Below are 22,998 nucleotides of genomic sequence, written 5' to 3'. Positions count from 1 at the left end.
CCCCTGTCGTCTTTGTTCATTAGTCTGTTAGCTTACAAACGTTGGCTTTATAATCTTTCTTCAAAAATGCATAGAGGGCATTATCAACAAATCGATTTTTCCAAAAATAATTTTCTTTCAATATGCCTTCTTCACTGAAGCCAATTTTCTCAAGCAACGTTCTTGATCCCGCGTTTTCTGGCTCCACAAAGGCCTCAATCCTGTTTAATTCAAGGTTCTCAAATCCGTATTCAACGATTTTCTGAGTGACCTCGGTCATGTAACCCTGCCGCCAAAACTCCGGTGCTAACTCATATCCCAACACAGCTTTATGATGTTGTTTCATCCAACCATGAAATCCGCATGTTCCAATAACTCTACCGTCCGACTTCAAAGCAATCCCCCAGCGGAGAACCTGACCATTTTCGAATCGTTCATTCCATCTTTGTATGAGATCTTCTGCTTGTTTAGTATTCGTAAAACTTTCTACATCGTAAAACTTTGTAACTTCATCTGAAGAAAAAATATGAAATATGTCTTGGGAATCACTCTGTCTAATCTCTCTTAGCAGCAATCTTTTAGTTTCTAGTTCAGGAAATAAAGTCATATCTACTTTACCTCCATCGAGTATACAGCTACATTTTCCCTATGATGTCTACATCCTTCTCGTGTTTCATGCCATTCTTTTGCGCGACTTTCATAGAACCCACATTGCCATGTTGAATTAACGATATCAATCGTCTCTGTTTCAAGTGATCTATGCCGTATTCTTTCCATGCTTTTGCTTGTTCGTATCCGTAACCCATTCCCCAGTATTGCTCGACAACCCAGTAACCAACTCCAAGCTCATCAGCGCCTTCAATGGTTTGAGGAATCAGTCCAGAGGTTCCAATGAACTTGTTATCCTCTTTATTGAATGCGAGTAACAGCCCCTTATTATCTTTATTCCAGTTGATGAACTTTTCCAGACTTTGCATGGTTTCTTCCTTCGTCCAGGGTCCTCCATGTCTTATAAACTTCATCATATTCGGCTCACTTGTCATCTCAAAAAGTAAATCAAAATCATTTTTAGTATATTTCCGAAATATGAGTCTTTCTGTCTCCATCATTCTCTCAGCTCCTTATGCATTCACTTCACTTCAAAATCGTTTGTTCGCGATTTACTATCGATGTGAAAAACTCTTATCTAATCTCGTTACGATTCCCGATGTAATTTTCATATTAGGAGCGTAGGTTAACCATGAGTTCTCACTGAAGCTCCTAGAAAAAATACTCTCTGCCTCATATTGTCTATTCGCTTCTTCTGGATTCAGTCCTCTTTCAATCAGTTGAGCAACTAGTTCATTTCGGGCATTCGGTTCTTGTCCCAATCCTTCTTCTTTTAATGCATGAAAAAGCTTTTCCTTATCTGAATCTGCCATGTGCTGATCTAAGAAGTTAACCTTGTCACTCACCCGGCATTCTACATTTCTCATGCCAAGTTGACTAAGCAGGATTGGAATCTTCATACCAATATTTCCATCTCTACCACTCCGTTTGGCATCCTCCTCGAACAATTTTTGAAGAACACCTAGCTGAATAATCTTGGATTGTTCAAGTCCATGTAATTCATAGTTTGACATATTAGCGATCCAATGGGGTTCAAAGCATATGATTCTACCCTCATCTACTACACTGTCGATCATCTTCTGAAGAACGGAGATAGGCTCTGTCATATGTAATAAGAAGGCATGACTCATCGCAATATCGTATTGAAGTTTCACTTGCATCGTTTCAATGTCATCTACTATAAAAGTCGTTTGATAAGAAGTTTTTGAGAAAATCTCTTTGGCTTGCTTAATCAATTCTTCTCCTTTATCCAAACCAGTATAGGTTGATCCTTCGGGTAATAAAGGAAGCAGCTTCAGGCCGAGATAGCCATAACCACATCCATAGTCGATAATATCTACTGACTTTTCAATCTTCCATACACGTTGAACCAAAAACTCAAGATAATCATCGTTATAGTAAAGCCACCGTGTATTCTTCAGATAATCAATTTGGTCATCCCAATAATAATCAGACAAAGTGAAATCCCTCCCTCATACAATGTAATTGTATTCATAAATATTCAAATATCATGGGAGGGTCTATCTAACCTTGGCAGTTAATCCCATGCACCTTGATCACCAGACAGACAGTTTAGTCCTCGTATCATTCTCATCCGTTAAATATTCCAGAGATTCAAATCCCTTTCTATTTATATGATTATATAATTCTTCTACTTTTTCTAGATCTTTACAATAAATCGTGACGTAGATACTATCGATCACAAGAAGAATCATCTGACAGTCACTCACCATATATTCTTCATAGGTGATTACATCTGTTATTTTTGTACCCTTTGGATATGCCTTTAAATTCGCAAATATTAAATAATACTTGTAGTTATCAATAATCTTTTGTAATTCTTCCCCACTCATACCAATAACCATATCTGGAAAAAGACTATCCCCTAACGTATCTTCAACAACGAAATATGACTCCTCCTCACCAATAAACCAATCGAAATTAACTATATCCATTGGTTTTAAAATCTCCCCAAGAAAGCTACCGTAGGTATTTGGAATCTTAAAATGTATGCCTCTGTTCATTTGTTCACCCTTCTTATGCTTAAATATTAGTACAATTATCTTTTGATTTTTGCCTGAATAAAGCTAATGAGATGTCTCCTGAGACTATGACTGCTCATATTCATTTTTTAAGATACTCATGCAAACACCATCCCAGTATTTCCCCATTTTATATATCTTCTTTCTGTATCTTCCTTCTTCTTTAAAGCCACATTTTAAATAACACTTGTAAGCAATCTCATTATACTCGTACACCTCAAGTTCTAATCTATTTAAATTTAGCTCTTCGAAGACAAATTTCTGTAGTACACGGATTGCTTCCCTCCCATAACCTTTACCTAAAAATTCTTTTCTCCCTATTACAACTGCTAAAGATGCAAAGCGGTTTTTCCAATCAATTTTGTACAGATCAATCTGACCTATATAGTCTAGCGAATCATTTAATCCGATAATAAAACTTTTATTTGAAGACTTGCCTTCAACCATTGTCCTGAAAAAGGTTTCCGTTTCATAATTCGAATGAGGAAACAAAAAATTATCTGATAAAGTCACTGTAATTTCCGGATCGTTCACCCATTGTTTGATGTAATCCAAATCAGCATCCTGATATTCTCTTAACACAATTCTTTCTCCATAAATACGAGACATCGTTACCCCTCCAACAATCCATCACAATATTTTTTGGAAACTTGCAATATCCAGTTTTCTATCAAATAATGATTATCCCATCATTTGATTATTTTCAAGGATTATATAAGTTTTATAACGCGTATCCTTGTTCATGACAGAGGTTTTAATCTGATCAAGATCTAATTCCTCCATATGAAACGAAATCGTTGTATTCAATACATAGTAGTTATAAATAGTTCTAATTTCAGGGAGGTCCTGCTCGGTACCTCTTCAAAAGTCACTATCATCAATTACCATCCATCCTCTTCTGTTCATTTTCTTCAACAATACCAGCATCTATCTAAGAAATCCGAACTCACCGCATTTTCTCTAAATCAGGAGGTAGCGAAAATCTCCCTTCTTTATTAGGCTCAACATCATAATGTACAATCATCATCATAAAACCCTCCTATTAAAAACGAATGGTAATTATTTAGATAGGACCTTCTTCAATATGATATCTATGATTTCACGGGTCTCCAGATGATCGGTAACAATGCGGGTTTGAAATTTATCATCCTTGAAAGCCTCAATACACTTTGGTGCTTGTTGATACTGCCAGCCTCCAAATTCATCTCCACGTTTAGCCAAACGATGATAAATTGTCTCCTCTGTAGCCGTTAGGCAAAAATGGTGAATGTCCCGATCAATCTCTTTCAACCCGTTATAGATGTAATGAAAGTTTTCCTCTTTATAGATGGTCATGGGAATGATTAAGTGTTTATTGTATTTCTGCTTTACTTCTTTTGCCGTCTTTACGGTTAGAACTCTCCATAGTTCGATATCTTGGAAATCATCCGTCCGTTCCCTCTCCTCTCTGCAATTCTCCGGGAGAAGTTTTCTGAGCATATAACCAATTTCTTCAGGATCATAGATCATGCTGTTTGCAATCAAAGGTTGAAGTGCTTCTGCTGCCGAAGTTTTTCCGGAACCAAACGCTCCGTTAATCATAATGATCATTTCATCACTTCCTTTACTAGATCGTTTCCCCGCACTTTTCCAACCTGTTCATATCTAATTCTCATTTTCTAGTAATTTTTATAATCAGTCTATCAAAAACGAATCCTATCCACCAATCTGAATGTTACAAAAGAGCACAACCATGGAATAAGCTTCTACTCACAAGGTTATGCTCCTTAGGTGCATTAGGTGGCATTTATTCTTTTCCATTCATCTTCTAAAATGCTCATCTCGATTAGATTCCAGAATGTATCTTCATATCTTCTGGCATCGCGAGTAAGTCCTTCTCGCACGAAGCCCGCTTTTTCATAACACCGGATGGCTGAGGTATTAAAATCAAATACGCCCAGACTGATCCGATGCAAATTCTCCTCTTCGAATCCAATTCGAAGCGCCTCATCGATCATTTGCTTCCCATAGCCTTTACCCTGATATGGCTTGCCAAGGAGCACCTTACCTATGCGCCCTGAACGATTATATCGGTCGATACCGCCGAGAGCAATATGGCCCACAATCTCCTGAGTCAATTCATCCATCACTTTATATATGAACTTATTCGAAGTGTTCTTATCATTCGCACCATGCAAATAATCCGATAGTTGCTCCCTGGAAAGTGGATAATGGAATCCAGGCCCGGCCCACTGGAGCAGAAACGCTTCGTCCCCACTCCATTCAATCAGTTGATCAAAATCTTTTGGTTCAAAATATTGAAATGTAATCATGTATATCTGCCCCTTCCTTTTTATGTTATATCATATACTACTTCTGTTCTCTTGTATCATCATAATTATGAGCTTCATCCAACGCTCTGTTTCTTAAATTCATTTCACGAATGTAGTTTCGAACAACATTCATTGTACTAAACACGTTTTATACAAAACGAGTCTGTAAAGTCCACTCCAACCTCCGTAGCCATTCCGCCTTTACATCTGCATTTGCGTACTTGATTCGATTTAATATATGTATCACTTTGGATGTTGAATAAGCCTTGATTAAATCGTTTGTTATTGGAACATCTGAATGTGATTTATACGCGTTCAAGAAAACCTCTGTCAGTTCCTTAGCGAAGTGCGGATAATGAAGATTCACAAACCATACGACCCATGCAACATCATACAAGGGATGGCCCCATGCTGCCCATTCCCAATCAATAATGTGCATCGAATCATTTGAGATAATTACATTATGTGGCCCATAATCTCCATGAATTAAGGTTGATTTTCCTGTACCCGGTACACTAAGAACATGTTCGACCGATTTCTTCAAATGGTCAGGAACAAGATCGTACTCATCAGTTTTGGGATCAAACAGTTTCATAAGCGGCAAATCCCCTTCATAGTTATCCCGCTTGAGAGAATGTACGTCTCTGGCCAGAAATGTTCCAAGTCGCTCAAATATTGTTCTCCGTTGATCTAGGTCCCCTTGTTCTAGAAGTTCTTGACCATTAAGCCCAGGAACGTAATCCATGATGACAAATAGTAATTCGTTTTCTTCAAAAAAATCATGAACTCGAGGAGTTATTCCAGCACTGTCTAAAAAGGTTAGACAACTAACTTCTGTCCTCGCATCTATATTTTTATTACTATATATTTTTGCAATGACTAACGGATTGGAACCTTCAAGTAAAAGTGTGGTGTTGGTATAGCCGCCTGTAAGTTTAACTATTTTTATATTATTGAATTTTTGTAATAAGATATCGTAAGTCACTTGGGCCGTTCCTCCTTTCTATTTTTTTGCCATAACTTGCTGTAAATCACTACTCCTAAAGAACATACAGCAAAGTCTTAGTTTGAAACTTTCATTGGTTAACTGGAGAAACAACAAATCTATCCATTGTTAAATTGATTCAAATTGGTTAAAATACCCATATTGTCATGTTCGTTTTCCAAAATGATGATTGGGGTGTTCCTATGAAAAGTATCTTCAATAAAACGCATGCTGCGGAAATCGTGGAGCGTATTGATCAACTCAATGCAAATTCCAAGCCTGTATGGGGAACTATGCAGGTCGCTCAAATGATGGCTCACTGCTCAGCATTTCAAGACATTCCCATGGGGAATGCTTTTCCACCTAGAGGATTGCTGGGGAGGTTCGTTGGAAGGTTTGCCAAATCGATGTTTTATAATGAAAAGCCCTTACCGCATAATATGTCGACCATCCCAACAATTATCATAGAAGACAACAGAGAGTTTATGGTAGAGAAAGAGAAACTAAAACAAAAGATTGCAACTTTCCAACGTGGTGGTCCAGAAAAATGTTCCGCTCACCCCCATCCTTTTTTCGGAAGATTAACTCCTGAGCAATGGGGTATAGGCATCTATAAACATTTAGATCATCATCTAAAGCAATTTGGAGTGTAGTTCGTAATTGTGAATTATATTAGTTTTTCATTGATGAACAACCTTGACTCAACTTCATTTATCCAATTACAGTGTTCATCTGCAATTAATGTCTCCCACAATACACCTGCAATATCTATAACGATCTGTGGTCTGCCTTTCAATTTATCGACCCCCAAGTTCATCTAATACGACGTAAAACAGGCCTCAAGTTACCTAAAAGCATCATGTGGAAGGATAGCATGCACACCCTTCACGCCATTCACAATTTGGGTGATACGCAGGTCAATTACCGCGCTTCCAAGTGCAATCGCTTCCACTCGATCTAGTCCGTACAACTCACCCATCAGATTGAGCATCCCGTCTAATGCTTGAACGGTAGCCTCATTCAGATCTTCATGAAAACCGAAGGTAAGCCAGCCGGATGGGGTATGTGCACGAGGATTGGTCAAAATCATATTATCAATCACGTTGATCGTGATATCCACAACCTCCATTGGACATTCAATGGCCTGACAGCTGACTTCACCATCTCCCTGACGTGCATGACCATCACCAATCGCGAGATAACCTCCGTCTACGGGGATAGGTAAGTATAACTTGCTTCCCTGCACTAGTTCCTTGCAGTCGATGTTCCCTCCACAATAGCGAGGTGGCCAAGTCGCATGAATTCCTCCCGACTCTGGCGGCATGCCCACTACACCCATGAACGGCGCCAGAGATACAGTGAAGGGTGTTCCGTTTATTTCACAGGTTCCACTCATCGTTTGGCGATCAAGTGTCCAATTCAGCGACAGTTCTTCAACCTCTGTTAGATGTAACTTTTGGTTCTGCCAGTTCGGATATCCGCCGGCGGAAGTAAACCCGTAACTCCCGGGTACGATCTCATTGAAAACAATCTCCAACGTCTGCCCTTGCTTCGCCTCATCGATATAGATCGGACCGATTAATGCATGACCTCCATCTTTTTCACCTTGTCGATCAAAAGGATTCATGCGTTCCGTATAACTCACACCCGTTCCCCAGCCCGCATCCAGCGTCTGAAAACGAATGGAGTCACCAGATTTCACGCTCAAAATGGGAGTTACCTTATTGGTAAATGAACCGATCAGACTTTCTTGAGTTAATTCAATCGTATGAGTACTCACTACAATCCCTCCCTGGTTTGGGATACGTATTATATTCAAATTACGCCACATGCTGCATTCCGTACCGCCCCCTGCCGGCTAGATCATTTACGCTTCAAGGTTGGCAAGATATTTCTTCAACGGTTCCATATGATGCTGGTCATGCCATATAAAATCTTTAAGATATTGGGGAATATAAAATACGTTACCCTCTGCGTTCAAATACGTCTGATAAAGCTGTTCCTCCGTTAATCCTCGAATGTCATTCATAATTTTATGGCGGTACGTGACAGCCTTATTTACAATTTCGGACGCTTCCATACGATTTCCGTACTCGATTGCTTTGCGATTAAACTCTTCATAATTCATATGTTTCAACGTAACTGGCTGCTTCAAAGCAATCTTCTCGATCGCTTCCTTGTAAAAATATCGATCCCATAACATCATGTGGCTGACAATGGATTTTATCGTCCATTTCCCTTCTTCCATGCTTGAATTCCATATCCTCTCCTCGAGATGAGTCATCGTCTTGACAAACAACGCCCATTCTTCAAAAGTTTGAAGCAAAGGGCCAATCTCTTTGATCATGATTACATTTCCCCCTTCTTTTTTTGAAATGATTCACTGCTCTATATGTTCTCTTCGGTCCGATTCATCATTCCAAAGCATAATCGACGCCATCGATCAGAACATGCTTCCCGCTATCGGAAAATAACTTTGCCGTGTGATACATCATGATGATGGCTTCACTCAGATACTTCCAGTAATCCGTTTGGAGATGTTTATCTCCGATTTAATACGTTTGCATCGCTTCTACTATGAAGTTTTACCAGAGCTGGTTACACCGTTCAAAAAAATAATTTTGCCTTTTTCCATCGTCATCACTTCCTTATACAGAGGTTATGTTTAATAAAAGTATCACTGCGGTTGCTACGGATGTTTCATTGTTTTTTTGAGCAGCATGATCTGACCAATATGATAAGCATTATGAATACATAGATTTGATACGACTCCCCACCACGGCGCATTAAAATAGGATGGGATTTCTTGGACCAATTTGTGTTCTTCGCTATCCTCGAGCGCCCTGGTCCAATCACTAAAGACGGTTTCCAGTCTATTTAATGCCTTTTTCCATTCCAAATCATTAATTTTAGACGGATCTACGTGAAATGTATCATCATTATTAGTGGAATCCTGCCCGCCAATCTGTTCAGCATTATATCTCTCAAGCCACTTCTCATTCCAAAAAATAAGATGATTGACGATCGCCCAAATGGAATGCTCCCCCTCATTCTTTACATAAGCGGCCTCCGCCGCATTGAGGTCTGTCAAAATATCATGAAGCGGAATAAACCAGCTCTTATCATGATAACAGGCGTTTAATTGGTCTATGAGAATAGCTTTATAACTCATCCGTACACCTCACTTTGTTTTAATCGTTCATAAACAGGAATCATTTTAAGAACGCTTTCAGAATACATCGAGTGAATTGGCTTAAGCCTTGCTCAGTTTTGCAATAGCCTGATCTTCATCAGGCAGGAAGAATATATCTTTTCCATTATTGCTTTCATATATAAAATCCTTAAGACTCTTACTCGAATAGCTCGAAAAATCACCAATAATTGCAATCTTGGTTTGGTAGTTAATGAACTTTTGAAGGACTTCTCCGGCAAGACGTGTTTTCAAATCAAAGAATTCATCACAAACTTCCGACTTGTGTATAATAATACGATTACTATCCGCTTGATAACTAACCGTCGCCAGTATATCTAAAGCGGACTGAACATCGACGATTAACTTGTCACTACTAGTGACGTAGGCAATCTCTATTCCATTCGCATTGATTGTTCTAATATTCATATGCTTCTTCCTTTCCATATCTCGGAAATTATAAAAATGTGTCCGGTTGCGATCGTTTCCCTGACAATATCTTTATTCATTCCACAGTCTTATTACATCTTTTAATTCAAAGTTCTCAAAATGTAATTTATAAATATCTGGTTTCTTTAATTGATCTAAAAAATTCAAACCGTAACTTGAATCAAAATAATTCATCATCAAAGTCATTACAAGTCCATGTGTTCCAATAGCTATTTTCTTCCCAGCGTGTTCTTTTAATATGTTTTTAATCACTGATATCGATCTATTCTGACAATCAGCATTAGACTCCCCACCTGGTAATGAATAATCAAAATCATAAAATTCATCTCTAATAACTGACATTAACTCAGCACTTTCAATAATTTCTCCAGCAAAAAACCTTTCCCTGAGATCCTCAAATGTAATGATATCTAATTCCAAGTATTGTGCCAATCCTTCGACACTAAGAATTGCCCGGTTATATGGGCTGGATATAATGACATCTATTTCTTCTTCTTTGAGTATTTCAGTAACTTTTTCAACATCCCTCTTGCCCTTAGTGGTTAGTCCTCTGGTAATTTCACTTCCTTCATCGTATGGCGATTCAGCATGCCTAACCATATAGATAGTCGTCTTCATATAATTCTCCTTGAGATTAATGTGATTTCACAACGTTCGTGTATCTAGGATTTCTAAACTCAGTTAGTCGTAGTACAGGTTACCCTGTCTAATTCCGCTCTTTCCCGTATCCATGGATAGACTAAGGAGTGTCAGCAACGCTGCTTAGATAAGTTGCTAGGCGATTCTTTTGGGATGCTCGAATATATTTGATATCAACTCTGTATCCTATCACATATGATGTTAACTATTTCCTCTGTAGGTAGTAAACCATCAATAATCAGATCCGAATTCGGTTTTATCGTCTTCAACATGCTTTCATATCCGCTTCTCCCGCCAGATAGATAAAGACTTAAGTCTTCTAAAATAGCTTCTGCATTCTTGTCTCTAAAATCTCTTAATATTCTTCTTGCCATTGCTATATCAAGCGGTGTATCTATGAAAATAGTCAGATCAATGTCTTTCAATTTGTCGTGTAACCTTGCAAATGGATAATCTAATAATATGAATTCCGTATCTTTTGAAGAAATAAGATTTCTCAGATCAGAAATTAGTGGCTTTAGGTTCCACTCATTACAGTCAGCACCCCGCTCAACCCAGTCAACAACATCGTCGGGTCCTTCTAAATCATAATCATCGAAATATAAGGTTGTTGAATTATTTAGCACTTGGGTTAGACGTGATGTAATAGTGGTTTTTCCGCCCCCTGATACTGCTGCAATAGCAATGATCTTAGTCTTTTTAATTCCCAATGTTTTTCAGCCTCCTGGAGCAAATTGCTGGATATTTTTCCGAATTTAAAGAGTTTCGTCTAACGTCTTTGTATTCACGCCCCATTGCGTGGATGTCCACTGTGAATGCCGAACCCAGGACGAATATCCGTAGCGTGAATAATATATTAGATGAGCTTCATCACAATACTCTAATAACTCTACTTCAAAGCCAGCTTCCTTAAACATATTCGTTATTGTTTTATAGTTATGTACTATCTTATGACCTGCTGCAGGATGCTCTAATGGCCCTGGCCCACCAACCTTTACGATGGTCTGATACTCTTCATTTGGAAAATATCCATCGGGAACTGCGCAACGAATATAGCCTCCCCTATTCAAATATTTGTAGCAAATTTTTGCAGCTTAAATGCCTTCTTCATAAGTCAAATGCTCCCAAACATGTTCTGATAGTATGGCATCAATTCTCCGATCTTTGAAACTTTGTTCCCAATCTTCTGTTCTTAATAAGTTTAGATCTTTTTCTTGTGTTTATACCCATCCTTTATAATTCTGCGATGAAGCACCTATAATAATTTTAATCGGTTCTGATGGTGCTAATTGAGAAATTTCTATCACCGACTTCTCCTCTTTCTGCTTGAAATAATAGGTTTCATCTAACATTCGCGCATTCATGACGTCCAACAGCTTAAGTGACCGTAGGGAACGGGTCGATAGGCTTAGCTGGTTGAATATGTCACCTGAATCAACTTCTCTGATATCCCTCTTGGCGAGCGAGAAGCGAACGCGACGATGTAGGAATTTATTGTTAGATGAGGTTACCTTGAGTTACCCACAAAATCTTTCTAAACATACAGCTACACCGTTGTCATCATTATTAGCGGTTATTTCATCAGCAATTTCCTTCAATTCTCTAATCGCATTCCCCATAGCAACAGAATATCCTACCTTTTTAAAGAGGCCTACATCATTATGGTCATCACCAAATGCAATAACGGAATCCAATTCTACATTATATAATTCACAGAGTTTAGTAATTGCCATTTCCTTAGATGCCAGAAGAGGCATGATTTGTATTAATTGATTATTATCCGTAATTAGTATATTCACTCTACCCTCGAATTTTTCAAACAATCCAGAACTGTGATTATTGCCAGAAAGAAGTATCTTCGTAGCACCATATTGCTTTAATTCTTTTAAGGGTTTTACTATGGGGTTTGATTGTGTGTTCATTGAGGTAATATAATCAAGCTCTCTTAAACTAAACCACTCATCTTTCACTTCCATCGTCAGCTCAATTTGAGGGTCACACTTCAAGCAGTAATCAAGAATTTCTGCAGTTACATTAGCAGGGATTGATTCATTAATTTCTATCTTGGTTTCCTTACATATCACTTGAGCTCCGTTGTAATATACAAAAGCCCCGATATCTACTAGTTCTTGTGGAAGAAACCAATTAACCGCCCTGGGCGGTCGAGCTGTTGCGAATATTATTCTCATTCCTTTCTGATAACAAGATAAGACAGCATCTAAGTTTCTCTTAGATACTTCTTTTTCTGAATTTAATAATGTTCCGTCCAAGTCAAGAACTACAGTTGAATACTTCAATGAATCAACTCGCAATATAAATTTCTTCGTTTTAACGTTCCTGTATTCATGAACCCGAAAGGTTGTCTGCTGAAATTCCTCTTCGTAATCCATCCCACAGCTTGAATACATTGTTATGTGCCGTTACTCTTTTAAGCATCACCTAAAACCTGTGATCCAGATTCCAACTCTATTTTTTACTTTGGTATAAAAACTCAACTTCATCATCTAACAAATATCGATATTCAAATAATTGCATTGTTCTTTCCCTAATTCTCTCCCGTATAACTGTTGTTAGGCTTACTGATCCTTTTGATCCAAGGTAACCATTATCAATAAAGGTCTTCTCTACAAATTTTGTTTCCCTTAAGTGATGCTGTAACCATTCTTTCTGCGATTCAATAAGTGCTTTTCTTGGTTCTCTATCCAACTTAGAAAGAAGCGTTTTATATATTTGATTCAACTCTTTATCCCAAATCTCTGTATATTTGCTTTCAAATGCCCCCCATTCCAATGTTGTAATAATCTCTTTGGAATTTTGAAATTCATTAAATTCCACTTCATAATCATGATCTATAGGATTTCGAAGCATTTCATCATAAAATTCTCCTTTCAAATCAAGGTTCCCAATGCTCATGGGTAATATTTTTTTATTGTTAGCAGTATCTGATAGACCTTCCGTTATTTCTTTTGATTCTGTTCCATCACCTGTACTCACAACATCAGGAGGCAGTTCAGAATTCATTATTGAATTAGTTTCGCTGTTTAAAGTAGTCGGTTGACTACTATCTTGACAAGATGAAAACATTATCGTAATAAAAAATAATAAGAGTATCTTACCTTTCATAAATTAATCTCCTTTAAATATTTTATCTTTAATATTTACCGGTAATGGCGCATAACCTTTATTTATTCACGAAACGCCCCAACCTTAGATAGCTCTTATCCATGGATGGGGCGTATGTTGTTCGAGCTTCTTCCATGATTATACATCTAACAACTTAAGGGCGTATGCCCCACAGCGTGAATAAATGTTATAGGATGTCAGTAACTTCTTGGATTCACTTTTAGTCTGTTAATTTCTTTTGTGATTTTAATACTTGATCATTAACAAAGGCTTTTAAGAAGAAAAGCTCATCTCCCTGAGGACTCCTATGGTTATCTTTCTCAAAAGACTCTAGGGCTCTGTCTAATGATGTAGATTTTGCGGCTCTACTACAGATGGTGAGCTCTTTCCAAAATACATTCATCTCATCGAGATCACAAATAGATTCATGACCAAGTAAGAAATGGCTCGCATCATACTTTTGAATATCTTCTATCATAGGCATTAATTGAGAGTTTTTGTAATGAAATAATGAATTTGTAGTTGTTCCATAAACACTATCTCCTAAAAAGATAACTTTTTCATCCGGAATATAAACGATTGTTGAATCATCTGTATGAGTACTTCTAATTGTTTCAATAGTACATGCCTTGTTCCCCAAATCAATATTGAGAGACCCATTGAAAACTATATCTGGAGTATTTAATTTAAAAGAATCTCTTTCTGGTACTTCCCTCTGTATAATCTCCATACACTGTAAATTTATTTTATTAGATTCTACATATGCATTGAGAGAACGATCATCATACGAATAGTTCCTCCAAACATTCATTTTTTGATGGGTTAAACTATTAACAATGATCGTAGCATTAAATTCATTCATTCCTAAAAAATGATCCCAATGCGCATGAGTTATGACCAAATATTTAATGGGTGGTACATTTAAATTACTTATTTCTTGTAAAAAATCTCTAGCGTGTTGAACGGAATTCCCACCATCTACGACAAGGCTATATTTATCTCCGCAAACTAACCCTAAGGTTGGTCTTTCTTGATCATTTTGGTTAGATAAGTAATAGACCGATTCACTTAATTTATTTAGCATGTCAGTTCTCCTCTATATTTAATTTTCAATAGTAAAGAGAAAATCTGCATGCTATTTTAAATTTAACATATAGATTTTCTCATTTTATTTTTTTACCAATGGAATCACCTCCTATTCTTTTAGTTAATTTGCATGAATTTTATTGCCATCTTTGAAATCTCTCTCAAGTTGGTTCCCATGAAAAGCTTTTATCATAAACTCTCTGTCTGGAACGTTTAACTGCTCAAAGGACTCCAAAAATGCTTTATTGTCATACGTGGTTCCTATCAGTTGAATACTCATTGTTCTTTTTTGCAGTTCTACTATCGCGTATCTTGCAATCGCATGATCATTACAACCTAAAGCTCCAGGATTCAAATTATGTTCGATATCTCCACGGAAATCAATATCAGAGAATACCGCACTCAATGCCGGATAATTACCATGAATATCAGTTAGAATTGCAATCTTCATCTAGGCTTCTCCTTCAAAAGTTATTATTTATCTTTGATTTTGCTTGCAATAATTTCATCTAACGTTTTGTATTGACGACGTCCTGGCCCCTTAGAGTCGCTGCTTATAGTTGTGAGACTTGCCGACACCTAATGCAGTGACGTCCCGACGGGCTTAGGGGGCTGGATGTGGTCACTCGCTTCTCAGAATGACCCTGAGCGTCAATATGTTGTTAGCCAAATGAATTTCTGGAAGCAGCCATGGTATTTAAAGCGTTCTCAAAATAGCTATATACTTCATCTGCAATTCCCAGAAACTCTTCAACAAGTACATTACTATCCAAGTAACAAGCATACAGATAATCAACTAAAGCGGAGTCAATCTCGCAATAGTTTAATATGGCATTCTTCATCTTAATAATGTCATCTTGCCATACACCTGTATCTATTAAAACCAAAGAGTATAATGCACGAATTAATCTCTTAGAATAACCTTTAATATATCTAGTTTTCATTGTGTCATCACTAGCATTAGAAAGTAAACGATGTATACGATCTACTTCCTCCTTGGTCTCTGTATTTAAGTCTAAAATGAACTCTGGAGAAATAATGATCGGTGGTACTTCTTCACCAACGTCATGACCATACATGCAAACACAAATGACCTTAACCCAAAAACCCCACTCATTCGGTTTGCTTAATACATCGTCCATCGAGCAAATGGTCGTATCAATCTTAGTTACGACTGGATATTCTTCCAAAAGCCTGTCTTTGATATTTGACAATCTTTCGTAATCAATATCTTTGGGATTTACACATACAATAGTAAAGTCTGCATCTGACTTAAAAGGTGTAGCCGTTCCTTTTGGAATCGAGCCACACATATAAATGCTATGAATCTTACCTTTAAATTCGTTAAGTATATAATCTATATACTTATCAACCAAATCCTTATATTCACTTTGTATTGCAATTCTATTTATAACTTTTTCTAATATCATATAGACTCCTCCTAAAATAAGAACTTCTTTCGGCTAACGTTGTTGTATTCACGAACCCGAGAGACTTACAGGAGCGACTGGGTCGAAGACTTAGCCTCGCAGGAGTTGTCTGCTGGAAACCCACTGGCAGACCAAGGGCCGTAGCCCCGCAGCGTGAATACGCTGTTGGCAAGATTTCAGGTGCTTCTTCGAGCTACTTTCAATGTGCTCGGTTCATTAAGATTGAGATATATTCTTCATCTTTAAGCCTTGTCACCTTACAGTTCTCATTGCATTCAAATTCTACTATTCTCTCTTCAATTGTTTTATCAGTACTATCTTTAAATACGTCCTCTCTATCATAGTGAGGAAAAATAAGCTTGTCGGTTACACCTAATGCCTTAAAATCCGTTAAATTCATTGTGTTCATCTGTGGAGTAAAGAAATCCACAATGTTAATATTCGGCCCCAGTAATAACGTTCCTGCACTTACTCCAACTATAATTACATTCTGTGCAGCCAGTGTTTTAATAACTTCATCAGCACCACTTTTCTTCGCGTAATACAATAATGTAAATGGATTTCCACCATTAATATATATAACATCTCTATGTAAGAGAATTTGCGGGTCATCAAATTCAATATCTACAAAATTGATATGCTGAAATCCCATGTCCTTGAACTCTTGCATTGCTCTTTGTGCATATCTATTAGTTTCTTTTCTAGGGGATGCTGTTGTAATAATTGAGACTTTTAATTGAGAAATATCTCCATCAATAAAATCCAGAAATTGATTTTTAATATCTTCAGTATAAAAACCACAAGAGGTTAGTAACAAGCTACTCATTGAAATCCCCGTTTCTTTATTCATGAACCCCAAAGGGGTTGTCTGCCGAAATTGCCTCATTGGGACCCTTCCAGCAGACCAAGGCTCCAACGGAGCCACAGCTTGAATATTTTGTTATGTGAAGTTCCCGCTTCTCGAAAAGCTATCAATTTCTTTATAATCGATTTTCTAAGTCATTTATTGTATTTAACCAGATTGGGTATTCTTCTGATTCTTCCCATAGCTCTTTTAGTTCTGAATCTTTCTTAATTTTCTTAACTGCTCGTTTAGCTTTTGAAATGAGTTTTTTTCCTTTACCTTTATGTTTATCGATCCAGTCATATAGATCCTCTGTATTACTTTGATTATTCAAAATTTCTTTCCCAGGATTACCTTGTAATGCTACAAGGATCTCAATTGCGCCTAAAGCATTGGAAGCTAAATCTGACTCAATATAATCTTCTTCTAATACTTCTTCAATCGTCTCTTCAATTAAATCGATGTCATCAGAATCAAGTAAATCTGCCTTCCAATCTAATACATCATCGTTCTCGAAAATTCCAGTTCCCCATGCTCCCATCAATTAACCTCCAAAAAGTGTCATTATGTTTTAAAGCTCTTAGGGACATAACGTTCCTGTATTCATGAACCCCGAAGGGGGTGTCTGCTTAAATTCCTCTCCGAAATCCTTGCAGACCAAGGCTCCGTGAGGAGCCGCTACTTGAATATGATGATGTTATAGGATGTCAGCGTCTTCTTCGAAAATACTTACACAAATATTCCACTTCCCATGATGTTAAATATATTTTTTCAATTCAAGTAAATCATCAATAATATAATCCGCTTGTTTAAGCTCCCATTCTTGGGCAAAGTCAAAACGACAACCAAAAGCCTTCAATCCATTGTTTTTTGCTGCATTGATATCAGAGATCCTGTCGCCAACTACAGCAGCGTTGTTGATGTGATATTTCATAAGGATATATCTAACTAAGTCATCCTTATTCTGAGTCCCTATTTGTTGGATGCTAAAGGTTTCTGTCACCCAATTATTTAACTTGTAACAGTTAACGATAGCATTGAGGTATTCAATTAGTCCATTACTTGCAATAAAAATTAAGCAGCCTTCCTGTTTTAAAAAATCAAAAACTTCTTTGACATGCGGATAAAGTGCACCGTTGCCATAATTAATATTTGCAATTAACTTCTCCAAGAAGATTTCGTCTACAATTCGTCTGATTTCGTTTGAATGGTTCGGCAATAACGTTTCCCAAACTACTGGTAGAGGAACTCCCATAATTTCACGATATTTTTGAGTTGGAGTTTCACTCGACCATTCATTACGAGACCTCAAGACAGAAAATGTTTCTTCTAACGATAACTCTAAGATTTTGTTTGTTTGAAATAGTGTACCATCCATATCGAAAATAACCGCTTCCAGCATGATTTCACTCCTATTCAGAGTTTGAATAATTTATTTTGTATTTTTATACGCTGATTTCTTATAACGTTACTGTATCCACGACGCCCCACCGAGTTAAGCCACGTTAGGGCGACCTCGATGCGGTTAATCGGTGCGGATGTTTCCACCTGATTCCACTTCCCTGCCAATTCCCTTCGGGCTGACCGAGGGAGCGTCAGGACCCAAAGCTTGGACATAATGTTATCTGACTTAAACCTCTACTGTGAATTAGCTATAATCTTCTTTGTTAAGTTAAACTCATGACGGCATTCATAGTAATAACTTTTGAGTTTATATCCCCCAGCTTTAAATACAGGCTTATGTTGATACCACACTATAATTAACGTTCCTTCAAAAAGGATTCTACGAAGGATATAAACTATTCTGTTAAAGAGAACGTTTCTATTTTGAGCAAATTTATGAAGTGTTTCGGATTGAAACTGAACATGTTTCTCCTCATCACTTAAAATCTGATTACATAAATCTATTAATACTTCTGACTTTGTAGATTTTTGCAAAGCTTTATAGTACAACTTAGCAATGATCTCAGCAGTTAATAGAACAATGACTGATTGTTCTAGACTCGCATATCGACGTAATCTTCTAAATACATTGTCCACCCAATGTCTACGAAGGAGTGGGATTCCCTGTACCTTCATAAATCTGCCTAGATCTCTAGCGTGCCTCTGTTCTTCTTTAATGAATTCTATAAGTGCTTCATAGTAATCCTGATCTTGTGTCTGATGTACATATTCTTGCGCACGTTTAATTAGATGTTTACCTTCAGAGTTTTCTCCTAATTGAAACTGTTGAATTGACTTAATGATTATTTCTCTTTCATTAGTTGTTAATTTATAGTTGTCATCCCAATGAATATATTTGAGGTTTTGATTATTTCTTCGATAATATTGCACCCATTTCGAGAAAGTGATATTCATTATTTACTCCTAAAATGTAATAGGTTTATGTCACATAACGTTCCTGTATTCATGAACCCCAAAGGGGTTGTCTGCTGAAATCTCTCTCCGAAATCCATCCGCAGACCAAGGCTCCGAAGGAGCCGCTGCTTGAATATGATGTTATACGACGGAATCACATCTTCGAGTTAACCAACATCCTCTTATACTCTATTCTTTCATCGGTCTGTTATATGTTCCAAAAGATCTCCAGGCTGGCATCCCAATGCCGTACATAATTTATCAATTACTTCTAACGATACATATTCATTCGTATTGAGCTTTGCCATCGTTGCCGATGAAATCCCCGTCATTTTCAATAAATCCTGCTTCTTAATCTCCCTGTCAATCAATAATTTTTGAAATGGTTTATAACTTATCATCTGGTATCCCTTCATATCCGAATTGAATTTTTCTTTAATTATATGAAAGTATTTTTTCTTAATCAAAAACATCTTTGATATGTCTTGACTATAATTTTCGTTATGATAAAATAATATTCAATAAGTTAAACTTTTGTTCGCGAAATAAAATATAACGGATGGTGATCATTTATGCACAATTCTTTAGAAGTCTTACTTGATTCGTTAATTCGTAATCGAATTGAAGCCTTATATAGCGATCTCCTCAAGAACAACACCATTTATAATCAATTCTCATCTGATCGAAATCTTTACTTCAAACAGTTACATGAACTTCTACCTCAGGATATGCATAAAACTCTATTTCTTTACGATGATGCAGACCTTTCAGTTCAAACAATCCTAGAACGTGAAATCTACTTGCAAGGTTTTAAGGATGCTCTTCAATTACATAATGAATTAAATATAACTTCTAATTGAGAGCCAAACGGCTCTCATTTCATTTAAGGTTATACTACGAAATATCTAAATGATCTAACTCTTACTTGCACGTACTCGTTCTGGATTGTCAACATTAAATCAGACAACTTTTTTAAGGGCTGTTTGGCGATACTGAACAGGCGTCAAATACCCCAGCGATCCATGAACTCGATGCCTGTTAAACCAGTTGACGTAGTCGTATAATTCCAGTTCTAAATGACGAAGGTTTCTAAATTCCATCTGGTAAATAAACTCCGTTTTCATGACCTTGTAGGTGGCTTCGGCCACGGCGTTATCGTAGGGACATCCTTTCTTGCTGAGTGATCGGCCAATACCAAACGTACCTAGAAGCTGGTCCATCGTGTGGTTTTTAAACTCACTTCCACGATCGGTATGAAACCACTGGATTTGGCTTAAGTCGCCTTCTACCGTTGCAAAGGCACGCGAAACCAGAGCAGCGTCCTTATGTGGACCTGCACTATGACCAATGATCTCGCGATTGAACAGGTCAATGAGGACACAAACGTAATGCCACCGATGCCCGACCTTCACATACGTTAGATCGCTTACCACGAAACGCTTCGCTTCCGTCTGATTAAACTCCCGATCTAATTCATTCGCTGTTGTCGCCTCATTACAAGCTGTTTTGAGAGGCTTAAACTGAGCAATGGTGTACGTGGAGACGAGACTGTGCTCTTGCATGATTCGACCGATGCGACGCCTAGAGACGATGATTCCTCTTTCCTGAAGCTTGGCTTTTATCTTTCGTGTACCGTAGGCATTTCGATTTTTGCGAAAGATGCCCACAATGGCTTCCGCTAGCTTGTCTTCATTTGGCTTTTCCTTCGCTTCATAATAGAACGTGCTTTTGGCAATTTCGAGGACGTTACACATTGCTGATACTGAGGATTTATCACGGTTATTTTGGATGATAGCTACTTTCGTCCCATGATCAGCGCGGCTTGCTTTAAAATATCGTTCTCCATCCGTAGACGTTGGAGCTCTTTACGCATAGCCATTAATTCGTTTTCTTCAGGTGAACGGTTGTCTTTCTCTCTGAAAGAGCCCGTGGCCTGCGATTGCTTGATCCAGCGGTCTAGAGCCGAAGCAGTGAGGTCGTACTCCTCCACAAGGGCTGCTCTGGACTTGCCATTTTCATAGAGCTCTACCATTTGTTTTTTGAACTCGGTTGTGAATGTGCGTCGTTGTTGTTTAGGCATTGTAGAGATCCGCTCCTTAACATGATAGTTTTATTCTACAAGCCCTTATTTTTTCTGTCCAACTAAGTGTAGCCGATCCATTCCAATGCTTCGATCCCAATAAATTTCTTCAGAGATCTTGGAAATATCTCTTCTCCAAAATCCGATTTTTCTTGAAGTTTAGTCCATATACCTAAACTGCTTTTATCATTAGACTCATAACCAATAACAGATTCTAACTTAGGAATATTAAAATGTATCTTTTCGAGAGAAGCTTCTTTGATTAATCCCCAATTCGTAGTGATCATTCCTCGCTTTGTTGCTTCACTTAAAGGATCTCCTTTAGAATTAAACGCTTCGAGTTCTGCTATTTTTGTGGTATATAATTCGCTTTTATGCAAATCTTCAAGGGAATCAAATGAAAGCTCCGAAGTGAAATTTTTCCTAAAGTCAAAATCATTTATACAAAAGAAGTCTACTCCAAGATGCTTGCATAACTTAATTAAAAATCTAGCCGTAATTTTTCCGTGATGAGGAATTATAGAGATATTTTTAAAGTTCAGGTATGTTTCTGAATACATAGCATCATTGGTTAGTGAAAAAACTAATTTCTTTATAATCTCTTTATAAGTCAACAAGTCATTTGGACCTTCTACTAGGATCACTTTTTGACTAAACACTATTTTATTCAGATTTGGTTCAATCATTTTAATATAATTATTAAAGTCAGCTATTTGGTGCAAAGAGAAGCCTTCTAGACCATCATCTGCGATACTTTCATTTGGATTGTTGTATTTCAAAATTGTTTCGCTGTCTTCTTCGTTATATTCAAAGCGAATAAGCCCTCTTGTGTCAAAAGCATCTATCATTTTATCAGAATGAGTGCTATATATAACTTGATGTCCTTTTTCCGCCAAGTTACAGAGAACAGTTTTATAAAAGTATTCTTGATGATTTTCATGCAAAAAGCTTTCAGGTTCTTCAAATAAAAAGAGGCACTGATCGCTCTTGTTACTTTCAGCAATTGCTTGAATGATAGCCATAACAAACATAGAAATATATCCATCACCGAAATGATCTATTGGGATAAGATTTTCAGTATCTCCATTCAAACCAATTTTGAATATCATATCTAAGAAGATATCCTCGTAATCAGGCAACCCAAAGTCTATGAAAAAGTTGCTGTCTCTCAAATTTTTCGAATAATTAGACCTTATATCCTCAAGAAAACTATGTAACTTCGAATCTGCAAGTACCTTATTGGTTGCTTCCTTAACTTCTCCTTCAAAAACTTTTCTTCTCCCTTCCATATCTTTATCTTTTTCAACTATTTTCTTAATATGTTTCGCTAAAAATGAAGTAAGATTACCCCAGTTCGTCTTTTTTGTTGACAATTCTTTTTTTACTTCATGGAAATTCACATAAAAAATCTTAAAATACTTCGCTGCACCTGAAGCGTATGAGTTTTTTGATTGTTGCTCCTTATCACGAAAGGAACGGATATTGACATCTTCAATTTCATTGTCAACTACGCTTATATGTAATGAATGAAATCCTTTAAGCTCTGCTTCGTGCCCGTCCCCTTTAACTTCTATGCTACTTGCGATTTCAGTTTCAATAAAAGGCTTATTATTGTAATCACGATTATGAAAATCGTTAATATTAAATGTATCTTTGTTAACACTCTTCTCTCTAATCCCGTATAAAATCGCATTGAGAAAGTTTGTTTTCCCCGAATTGTTATATCCTACGATAGCCACAGGTTTTTTATGGGTTTGATCAGGGAAAATGATTGTCTGTCTTTTTCCGAATGATCTATAGTTCTCGACGCTAATACTTTTGATTCTAATATAGCTCATAATCAAACGTCTCCTTTTAATTCGTTCTGTCGT

General features: G+C 37.2%; 28 protein-coding genes and 2 pseudogenes. 2 read left to right on the top strand and 28 right to left on the bottom strand.

Going from position 1 to position 22,998, the window contains the following annotated elements; translation table 11 throughout:
• Positions 1-19: 19 nt before the first annotated feature.
• From M1D71_RS11315 to M1D71_RS11280, 8 genes are all read right to left on the bottom strand, one after another.
• Entirely contained in the window at positions 20-586 is a 567-nt protein-coding gene (locus M1D71_RS11315) for a GNAT family N-acetyltransferase (RefSeq protein WP_458126495.1), read from the bottom strand.
• A 28-nt stretch (positions 587-614) separates the two neighbouring features.
• Positions 615-1,088 carry a GNAT family N-acetyltransferase gene (locus tag M1D71_RS11310; protein ID WP_458126494.1) on the bottom strand — a complete coding sequence of 158 codons (474 nt, stop codon included), beginning with the start codon at positions 1,086-1,088 and terminating at the stop codon, positions 615-617.
• 54 nt (positions 1,089-1,142) lie between these two features.
• Entirely contained in the window at positions 1,143-2,045 is a 903-nt protein-coding gene (locus M1D71_RS11305) for a class I SAM-dependent methyltransferase (protein ID WP_458126493.1), read from the bottom strand.
• A 99-nt stretch (positions 2,046-2,144) separates the two neighbouring features.
• A complete protein-coding gene (locus M1D71_RS11300; RefSeq protein ID WP_458126492.1) occupies positions 2,145-2,612 on the bottom strand; it encodes a DUF2691 family protein in 468 nt (155 codons plus the stop codon).
• An 84-nt stretch (positions 2,613-2,696) separates the two neighbouring features.
• The gene (locus tag M1D71_RS11295) at positions 2,697-3,239 is read right to left on the bottom strand and encodes a GNAT family N-acetyltransferase (protein ID WP_458126491.1); all 543 of its coding nucleotides are present in this window, start codon (positions 3,237-3,239) and stop codon (positions 2,697-2,699) included.
• 450 nt (positions 3,240-3,689) lie between these two features.
• On the bottom strand, positions 3,690-4,220 hold the full coding sequence (locus M1D71_RS11290) for an AAA family ATPase (RefSeq protein ID WP_458126490.1): 531 nt from the start codon (positions 4,218-4,220) through the stop codon (positions 3,690-3,692).
• A 185-nt stretch (positions 4,221-4,405) separates the two neighbouring features.
• On the bottom strand, positions 4,406-4,942 hold the full coding sequence (locus M1D71_RS11285; protein WP_458126489.1) for a GNAT family N-acetyltransferase: 537 nt from the start codon (positions 4,940-4,942) through the stop codon (positions 4,406-4,408).
• 148 nt (positions 4,943-5,090) lie between these two features.
• A complete protein-coding gene (locus M1D71_RS11280; RefSeq protein ID WP_458126488.1) occupies positions 5,091-5,927 on the bottom strand; it encodes a phosphotransferase family protein in 837 nt (278 codons plus the stop codon).
• A gap of 203 nt (positions 5,928-6,130) precedes the next feature.
• On the opposite strand from M1D71_RS11280, the gene M1D71_RS11275 reads away from it, so the two are divergent.
• Positions 6,131-6,580, top strand: coding sequence for a DUF1569 domain-containing protein (locus M1D71_RS11275; RefSeq protein ID WP_458126487.1), 450 nt, complete (start codon positions 6,131-6,133; stop codon positions 6,578-6,580).
• A 191-nt stretch (positions 6,581-6,771) separates the two neighbouring features.
• Here the strand turns inward: M1D71_RS11275 and M1D71_RS11270 are convergent, their stop codons facing one another.
• The 18 genes and pseudogenes from M1D71_RS11270 to M1D71_RS11185 form a co-directional block, all read right to left on the bottom strand.
• Complete coding sequence (locus tag M1D71_RS11270) at positions 6,772-7,707, bottom strand: acetamidase/formamidase family protein (protein WP_458126486.1); 936 nt, start codon at positions 7,705-7,707, stop codon at positions 6,772-6,774.
• An 87-nt stretch (positions 7,708-7,794) separates the two neighbouring features.
• Complete coding sequence (locus M1D71_RS11265) at positions 7,795-8,274, bottom strand: DinB family protein (RefSeq protein WP_458126485.1); 480 nt, start codon at positions 8,272-8,274, stop codon at positions 7,795-7,797.
• An 85-nt stretch (positions 8,275-8,359) separates the two neighbouring features.
• A pseudogene (locus M1D71_RS11260) lies at positions 8,360-8,562 on the bottom strand (phosphotransferase-like protein); the annotation flags it as partial.
• A gap of 54 nt (positions 8,563-8,616) precedes the next feature.
• The gene (locus M1D71_RS11255; protein WP_458126484.1) at positions 8,617-9,099 is read right to left on the bottom strand and encodes a DinB family protein; all 483 of its coding nucleotides are present in this window, start codon (positions 9,097-9,099) and stop codon (positions 8,617-8,619) included.
• A gap of 81 nt (positions 9,100-9,180) precedes the next feature.
• Positions 9,181-9,546 carry a DUF4180 domain-containing protein gene (locus M1D71_RS11250; protein ID WP_458126483.1) on the bottom strand — a complete coding sequence of 122 codons (366 nt, stop codon included), beginning with the start codon at positions 9,544-9,546 and terminating at the stop codon, positions 9,181-9,183.
• A 72-nt stretch (positions 9,547-9,618) separates the two neighbouring features.
• Positions 9,619-10,185, bottom strand: coding sequence for a histidine phosphatase family protein (locus M1D71_RS11245; RefSeq protein ID WP_458126482.1), 567 nt, complete (start codon positions 10,183-10,185; stop codon positions 9,619-9,621).
• A gap of 194 nt (positions 10,186-10,379) precedes the next feature.
• A complete protein-coding gene (locus tag M1D71_RS11240) occupies positions 10,380-10,916 on the bottom strand; it encodes a hypothetical protein (RefSeq protein ID WP_458126481.1) in 537 nt (178 codons plus the stop codon).
• Between the two features lie 135 nt (positions 10,917-11,051).
• Positions 11,052-11,558, bottom strand: a pseudogene (locus M1D71_RS11235) (class I SAM-dependent methyltransferase); the annotation flags it as partial.
• A gap of 165 nt (positions 11,559-11,723) precedes the next feature.
• Positions 11,724-12,503, bottom strand: a complete 780-nt coding sequence (locus tag M1D71_RS11230; RefSeq protein ID WP_458126480.1) for a Cof-type HAD-IIB family hydrolase — start codon at positions 12,501-12,503, stop codon at positions 11,724-11,726.
• Positions 12,504-12,672: 169 nt separating this feature from the next.
• Positions 12,673-13,329 (bottom strand): lysozyme inhibitor LprI family protein, encoded by a 657-nt coding sequence (locus M1D71_RS11225; RefSeq protein WP_458126479.1) that lies wholly within the window; start codon positions 13,327-13,329, stop codon positions 12,673-12,675.
• Positions 13,330-13,549: 220 nt separating this feature from the next.
• On the bottom strand, positions 13,550-14,413 hold the full coding sequence (locus M1D71_RS11220) for an MBL fold metallo-hydrolase (protein WP_458126478.1): 864 nt from the start codon (positions 14,411-14,413) through the stop codon (positions 13,550-13,552).
• 123 nt (positions 14,414-14,536) lie between these two features.
• Complete coding sequence (locus M1D71_RS11215) at positions 14,537-14,866, bottom strand: hypothetical protein (RefSeq protein WP_458126477.1); 330 nt, start codon at positions 14,864-14,866, stop codon at positions 14,537-14,539.
• A 211-nt stretch (positions 14,867-15,077) separates the two neighbouring features.
• Positions 15,078-15,845 (bottom strand): nucleotidyltransferase domain-containing protein, encoded by a 768-nt coding sequence (locus tag M1D71_RS11210; RefSeq protein WP_458126476.1) that lies wholly within the window; start codon positions 15,843-15,845, stop codon positions 15,078-15,080.
• Between the two features lie 199 nt (positions 15,846-16,044).
• Entirely contained in the window at positions 16,045-16,695 is a 651-nt protein-coding gene (locus M1D71_RS11205; protein WP_458126475.1) for a Type 1 glutamine amidotransferase-like domain-containing protein, read from the bottom strand.
• Positions 16,696-16,825: 130 nt separating this feature from the next.
• Complete coding sequence (locus tag M1D71_RS11200; RefSeq protein WP_458126474.1) at positions 16,826-17,230, bottom strand: DUF4259 domain-containing protein; 405 nt, start codon at positions 17,228-17,230, stop codon at positions 16,826-16,828.
• Positions 17,231-17,446: 216 nt separating this feature from the next.
• Positions 17,447-18,091 carry an HAD hydrolase-like protein gene (locus M1D71_RS11195; RefSeq protein ID WP_458126473.1) on the bottom strand — a complete coding sequence of 215 codons (645 nt, stop codon included), beginning with the start codon at positions 18,089-18,091 and terminating at the stop codon, positions 17,447-17,449.
• A 236-nt stretch (positions 18,092-18,327) separates the two neighbouring features.
• A complete protein-coding gene (locus tag M1D71_RS11190; protein ID WP_458126472.1) occupies positions 18,328-19,047 on the bottom strand; it encodes a ferritin-like domain-containing protein in 720 nt (239 codons plus the stop codon).
• A 197-nt stretch (positions 19,048-19,244) separates the two neighbouring features.
• Positions 19,245-19,448 carry a helix-turn-helix domain-containing protein gene (locus M1D71_RS11185; RefSeq protein ID WP_090998994.1) on the bottom strand — a complete coding sequence of 68 codons (204 nt, stop codon included), beginning with the start codon at positions 19,446-19,448 and terminating at the stop codon, positions 19,245-19,247.
• Between the two features lie 171 nt (positions 19,449-19,619).
• Here M1D71_RS11185 and M1D71_RS11180 point away from each other — a divergent pair, with 171 nt between their 5' ends.
• Entirely contained in the window at positions 19,620-19,907 is a 288-nt protein-coding gene (locus M1D71_RS11180) for a hypothetical protein (protein ID WP_062833263.1), read from the top strand.
• A 99-nt stretch (positions 19,908-20,006) separates the two neighbouring features.
• Here M1D71_RS11180 and M1D71_RS11175 read toward each other — a convergent pair.
• Both M1D71_RS11175 and M1D71_RS11170 read right to left on the bottom strand, forming a co-directional pair.
• Positions 20,007-21,127 (bottom strand): IS3 family transposase gene (locus tag M1D71_RS11175; RefSeq protein WP_458123683.1). Its coding sequence is split into 2 segments (ribosomal slippage): positions 20,007-20,878 and positions 20,878-21,127, totalling 1,122 coding nucleotides; the frame shifts between segments, so codons are not numbered across the junction.
• Positions 21,128-21,189: 62 nt separating this feature from the next.
• Positions 21,190-22,965 (bottom strand): ATP-dependent nuclease, encoded by a 1,776-nt coding sequence (locus M1D71_RS11170; RefSeq protein ID WP_458126471.1) that lies wholly within the window; start codon positions 22,963-22,965, stop codon positions 21,190-21,192.
• Between the last annotated feature and the right edge of the window lie 33 nt (positions 22,966-22,998).

This window comes from Paenibacillus sp. Z3-2 (genome assembly GCF_054161325.1).
The sequence above is the reverse complement of the archived record's forward strand: the minus strand, read 5'-3'. Positions and strand labels throughout refer to the sequence as shown.

Excerpts from the sequence above, each read along its gene's own strand:
- M1D71_RS11295 (WP_458126491.1), bottom strand. The coding sequence starts at position 3,239 with ATGTCTCGTATTTATGGAGAAAGAATTGTGTTAAGAGAATATCAGGAT.
- M1D71_RS11185 (WP_090998994.1), bottom strand. The coding sequence starts at position 19,448 with ATGATAAGTTATAAACCATTTCAAAAATTATTGATTGACAGGGAGATT.
- M1D71_RS11300 (WP_458126492.1), bottom strand. The coding sequence starts at position 2,612 with ATGAACAGAGGCATACATTTTAAGATTCCAAATACCTACGGTAGCTTT.
- M1D71_RS11255 (WP_458126484.1), bottom strand. The coding sequence starts at position 9,099 with ATGAGTTATAAAGCTATTCTCATAGACCAATTAAACGCCTGTTATCAT.
- M1D71_RS11225 (WP_458126479.1), bottom strand. The coding sequence starts at position 13,329 with ATGAAAGGTAAGATACTCTTATTATTTTTTATTACGATAATGTTTTCA.
- M1D71_RS11285 (WP_458126489.1), bottom strand. The coding sequence starts at position 4,942 with ATGATTACATTTCAATATTTTGAACCAAAAGATTTTGATCAACTGATT.
- M1D71_RS11315 (WP_458126495.1), bottom strand. The coding sequence starts at position 586 with ATGACTTTATTTCCTGAACTAGAAACTAAAAGATTGCTGCTAAGAGAG.
- M1D71_RS11245 (WP_458126482.1), bottom strand. The coding sequence starts at position 10,185 with ATGAAGACGACTATCTATATGGTTAGGCATGCTGAATCGCCATACGAT.
- M1D71_RS11250 (WP_458126483.1), bottom strand. The coding sequence starts at position 9,546 with ATGAATATTAGAACAATCAATGCGAATGGAATAGAGATTGCCTACGTC.
- M1D71_RS11200 (WP_458126474.1), bottom strand. The coding sequence starts at position 17,230 with ATGGGAGCATGGGGAACTGGAATTTTCGAGAACGATGATGTATTAGAT.
- M1D71_RS11220 (WP_458126478.1), bottom strand. The coding sequence starts at position 14,413 with ATGCTAAATAAATTAAGTGAATCGGTCTATTACTTATCTAACCAAAAT.
- M1D71_RS11180 (WP_062833263.1), top strand. The coding sequence starts at position 19,620 with ATGCACAATTCTTTAGAAGTCTTACTTGATTCGTTAATTCGTAATCGA.
- M1D71_RS11170 (WP_458126471.1), bottom strand. The coding sequence starts at position 22,965 with ATGAGCTATATTAGAATCAAAAGTATTAGCGTCGAGAACTATAGATCA.
- M1D71_RS11190 (WP_458126472.1), bottom strand. The coding sequence starts at position 19,047 with ATGAATATCACTTTCTCGAAATGGGTGCAATATTATCGAAGAAATAAT.
- M1D71_RS11310 (WP_458126494.1), bottom strand. The coding sequence starts at position 1,088 with ATGATGGAGACAGAAAGACTCATATTTCGGAAATATACTAAAAATGAT.
- M1D71_RS11210 (WP_458126476.1), bottom strand. The coding sequence starts at position 15,845 with ATGATATTAGAAAAAGTTATAAATAGAATTGCAATACAAAGTGAATAT.
- M1D71_RS11290 (WP_458126490.1), bottom strand. The coding sequence starts at position 4,220 with ATGATCATTATGATTAACGGAGCGTTTGGTTCCGGAAAAACTTCGGCA.
- M1D71_RS11265 (WP_458126485.1), bottom strand. The coding sequence starts at position 8,274 with ATGATCAAAGAGATTGGCCCTTTGCTTCAAACTTTTGAAGAATGGGCG.
- M1D71_RS11195 (WP_458126473.1), bottom strand. The coding sequence starts at position 18,091 with ATGCTGGAAGCGGTTATTTTCGATATGGATGGTACACTATTTCAAACA.
- M1D71_RS11205 (WP_458126475.1), bottom strand. The coding sequence starts at position 16,695 with ATGAATAAAGAAACGGGGATTTCAATGAGTAGCTTGTTACTAACCTCT.
- M1D71_RS11275 (WP_458126487.1), top strand. The coding sequence starts at position 6,131 with ATGAAAAGTATCTTCAATAAAACGCATGCTGCGGAAATCGTGGAGCGT.
- M1D71_RS11215 (WP_458126477.1), bottom strand. The coding sequence starts at position 14,866 with ATGAAGATTGCAATTCTAACTGATATTCATGGTAATTATCCGGCATTG.